The sequence below is a fragment of the Pseudovibrio sp. POLY-S9 genome, assembly GCF_001431305.1.
Classification (GTDB): Bacteria; Pseudomonadota; Alphaproteobacteria; order Rhizobiales; family Stappiaceae; genus Pseudovibrio.
Map to the genome: position 1 here is coordinate 49,049 of NZ_LCWX01000228.1, position 3,535 is coordinate 52,583.

Below are 3,535 nucleotides of genomic sequence, written 5' to 3' on the forward strand. Positions count from 1 at the left end.
GCAAACAGCGCAGGTATTGCCTGCCGCCTTGCTCATCCCGACTTTCGGGAATTCTGTTCCACCACTGCATGGAAGGCCATGCGGTGCTTTAAGTGCTTGTTTGATCAGTTTGCGAAGTCGGGGCAGGCCCAATGCATGCAACCGAGCGTGTTCGCACAAAGCCGCAAACCGTTTATTCACCTCAAGATCACCTACAGATACGACCTAGGTAGAAAGCGGTAAGCTTTTTTCGATTTGCCCCTTGATTTCCGAGTTCAAAAGCGCGATTTCAGTATCACTGAAAATTGCAAGGCCAAGGGGCTAGGATTATGCGCTTGACTGAATGGTTAGAAGACGCTGGTGAAAGCAGGAGTGCCTTTGCACGCCGCGCTGGTTTGTCTCCTGCATCTGTAACGGCTCTGTGCAACGACCCAAGCGCATGGATTTCTCGAGAAATGGCCCAAAAAATCGCTGAAGCGACGGGCCATCAGGTGACCCCCAACGATTTTCTCGGACTAAAAGAAAACAAGGAGTACGTCGTGTCTCAAACAAGAGTAGCCGAAGCCCTGCGCGCTTTCGAAAACGGCGAGATGGTTGTTGTAACCGACGATGATGATCGCGAAAACGAAGGTGATCTCATTGTAGCAGCCAACATGATCACCCCTGAGCAGATGGCATTCATCATCCGCCACACCTCCGGGATCGTGTGTGCTCCAATGACGCTCAAAGAAGCAAAGCGCCTGCACCTTGAGCCGATGGTCGCCAACAACGACGCTCCACTGGCAACGGCGTTCACCGTCTCCGTTGACTATGCGCCAGGCCTGACAACAGGCATATCCGCTGAGCAGCGCTGTGCAACAGTTCGTGGCCTTGCCAATCCAAATGCTGGCGCAGCTGATTTCGTCCGTCCGGGCCACATCTTCCCATTGGTCGCAAAAGAGGGCGGCGTCCTCATGCGCTCCGGTCACACGGAAGCAGCGGTAGACCTGTGTAAACTGACTGGTCTGCCGGAAGTTGGCGTCATCAGTGAGTTGGTCAACGACGATGGCACCGTAAAGCGCGGTGAGCAGGTTGAAGACTTCGCCCGTGAGCATAACCTGAAAATGGTTTCTGTCGCGGATCTCATCGCATGGCGTCAGCGTCATGAAAACCTTGTGAGCCGTATCGACGAGTTCGATGTAGAGACCACTGCAGGCAAAGCACGTGCCATCGTGTATTCTACTCCGTTCGACAATGTTGGCCACTTGGCGCTGGTTTACGGCGATGTGCGTGATGGTCAGGATATTCCGGTCAGACTTCATCTGGAAAACGTTCTGGATGATGTGTTTGGGCAAACCAAACCTCTGGAAGCAATCATGGAAGACTTTGCGGAACGAGGCCGAGGCATTATTGTTTACCTGCGTGAAGGTGCGGTAGGCGTCGCAAGCAAGTCCAACCGTCATCGTGATAATCTGGAAGCTGCTGAGCATGAGCAGCACGATTCCGCTCAAGGCCGGTCTGAGGACTGGCGCGAAGTTGGTCTCGGTGCGCAGATCCTGAAAGATCTGGGAGCCAATTCCATCCGGGTTATTGCATCGCGTGAGCGCCACTATGTTGGCCTTGAAGGCTTCGGCTTGAAAGTTGAAGCAACAGAAACTCCGGCGGACTAAAAAACAGGCCTCCGGCGCAATATGGAAAGTGGCGGGGGCATGTCTCAGTTTGATCTTGATCCATGGCAGGAAGAGCAAAGCTCGGCTGAACCATTCACACTGGGCTATCGAAAAGGGACGGGAGAGCCCGTTGTCTACGGTAGCCTGCTGCTCGGAGCAGCTCTTCTTGGTACGGGCATTGTAAGCGGTTCACTGATCCCTGCATTGGCATCACTACCCGTTTTTCTCAGCGTTCACTGGCACTACCCTTTCGTCGATAAACGCCCTCAAATCGCAGCCAATGAGACCGGGCTCTATCTGGAAAGGCTTGGCGTCCTGCGTTGGTCAGCAATTGCTGAGCTTTCCCTTTACAAAACAGCTGTCCGCACCATGGAATTCAACCAGCTGCACATCAAACTCAAAGGCCCGATTGACGACTGCCTCGTAAAGCGAGAGCCCCAGTCTATGCCGCGACGGGCCATGAGAAAGAACTGGCGCTTGAAGCAAGTCAAGTCGAACGCACCAGTACTTGAAGTGGATTTACATCTCCTTGCGTGTGACCCTGAGATCCTCTTGCAAAGAACTAGACAGTTCTGGCGGGGGCAATGATGTTTCTCTGCAACACTGATCTATAAACAATCATTGAGCAGATTAAATACCTCAGAATTCTTTGTTTGGCCGCAAATCCGCTTATCCTGTTACAAGACGTTAACACTCTTAACCTAACTTTTATTAGGAAGGACAGCACCCGGAAGGCAATTATCATGCAGCTGAACCGCACGGAGACAAAGGGAAACACATGCAGCTTTACCAGTCTGGATAAGGATTGGGGGGCAGATGATGACTATCTTTTCAACTTCGCTTGCACGCCGGGTGGAAGCGTTTTGCAAATTGCATGCGGCACAGGTGCGCTGTCCAACGCGCTTTCCAGACAAGGTATAAACACTGTTGGTGTTGACCGAAATCCGAAGAAAATTGCACAAGCTGTTAAACGCTCAGAGACGGTAACGTGGCTGGAGGCAGATGCCCGAACGGTGCACCTCAATCAGAAGTTCGACCGCATCATCATCACTGGCAATGCTTTCCAGGCCTTCGCAACCAACACGGACCAGATCCTCGTCCTCCAAACCATCGCTGCTCACCTCAAACCAAATGGCAAATTCGCATTCGGCATGGAAAACCCGAAAGCGCGCCCATGGGAGAAGTGGGGTCAAAAAGGCAAACCGCTTTTGGTGCGCTCGGTTGAAGGGCAAAGAGTATCGCTGTGGCAGGACACAGCAGGGCCAGACAAAAACGGTCTCGTGTCCATGCAGACCCACTACGACAGCGACGGGCAGCATTACTCCAGAAACAACATGCGCCGCTTCGTGCATCGCGATCATATCCGCGACCTGTTGGAAGCCGTCGGCCTGCGGGCAACAGCCTCCTATGGAGATTGGTCAGCACTCAACCTGAATGATGCCGCACCTTTCATTATCGTCAGTGGTGGCCTGAGCACCTAATGCTCCCAGAACTTACACCCCATCGATAATTGTCAGGCTACACTTAGCTGCGCCATGACGGATTTTGGCAACTGGAGCATATTCAGGACAGCTCAAAAACGCCTGTGCCTTTTCCATGCTTGGAAATTCCACGATGACGAGACGGTGTGGTGTCCATAAGTCACTCTCAACCACATCCATATCACCGCCACGCGCTCTATAAACGCCGCCATAGCTCTCTGCAATAGGACGAGCCTGAGCCTTGTAATCTTCATAGGCGACAGGATCTTCAATTTTTGTATCAACAATGACGTAAGCCGGCATATACTTCTCCTGTAATTGGAAAAGATCCTATCTGATTTGCTTGCTCTGGGAAATTATGCTGCGGACTTAGTATTGTTATCTTTAGGCGAGGGCTGACCTTTACCCTGACGCTTCCTGAAATAG

General features: G+C 52.2%; 5 protein-coding genes. 4 read left to right on the top strand and 1 reads right to left on the bottom strand.

Annotation, left to right across the window (positions count from 1 at the left end; genetic code table 11):
- The 4 genes from PPL9_RS33605 to PPL9_RS22885 all read left to right on the top strand — a co-directional run.
- Positions 1-222 (top strand): hypothetical protein (locus PPL9_RS33605; RefSeq protein ID WP_208989568.1); only part of this gene is annotated, 222 nt, incomplete at its 5' end.
- Between the two features lie 86 nt (positions 223-308).
- Positions 309-1,628 (top strand): 3,4-dihydroxy-2-butanone-4-phosphate synthase, encoded by a 1,320-nt coding sequence (gene ribB / locus PPL9_RS22875; RefSeq protein WP_057464887.1) that lies wholly within the window; start codon positions 309-311, stop codon positions 1,626-1,628.
- Positions 1,629-1,667: 39 nt separating this feature from the next.
- A complete protein-coding gene (locus PPL9_RS22880) occupies positions 1,668-2,216 on the top strand; it encodes a hypothetical protein (protein ID WP_208989569.1) in 549 nt (182 codons plus the stop codon).
- Between the two features lie 155 nt (positions 2,217-2,371).
- A complete protein-coding gene (locus tag PPL9_RS22885; protein ID WP_057464889.1) occupies positions 2,372-3,109 on the top strand; it encodes a class I SAM-dependent methyltransferase in 738 nt (245 codons plus the stop codon).
- 12 nt (positions 3,110-3,121) lie between these two features.
- On the opposite strand, the gene PPL9_RS22890 is transcribed toward PPL9_RS22885, so the two are convergent.
- Positions 3,122-3,412 (bottom strand): DUF1330 domain-containing protein, encoded by a 291-nt coding sequence (locus PPL9_RS22890; RefSeq protein WP_057464890.1) that lies wholly within the window; start codon positions 3,410-3,412, stop codon positions 3,122-3,124.
- Positions 3,413-3,535: the final 123 nt, after the last annotated feature.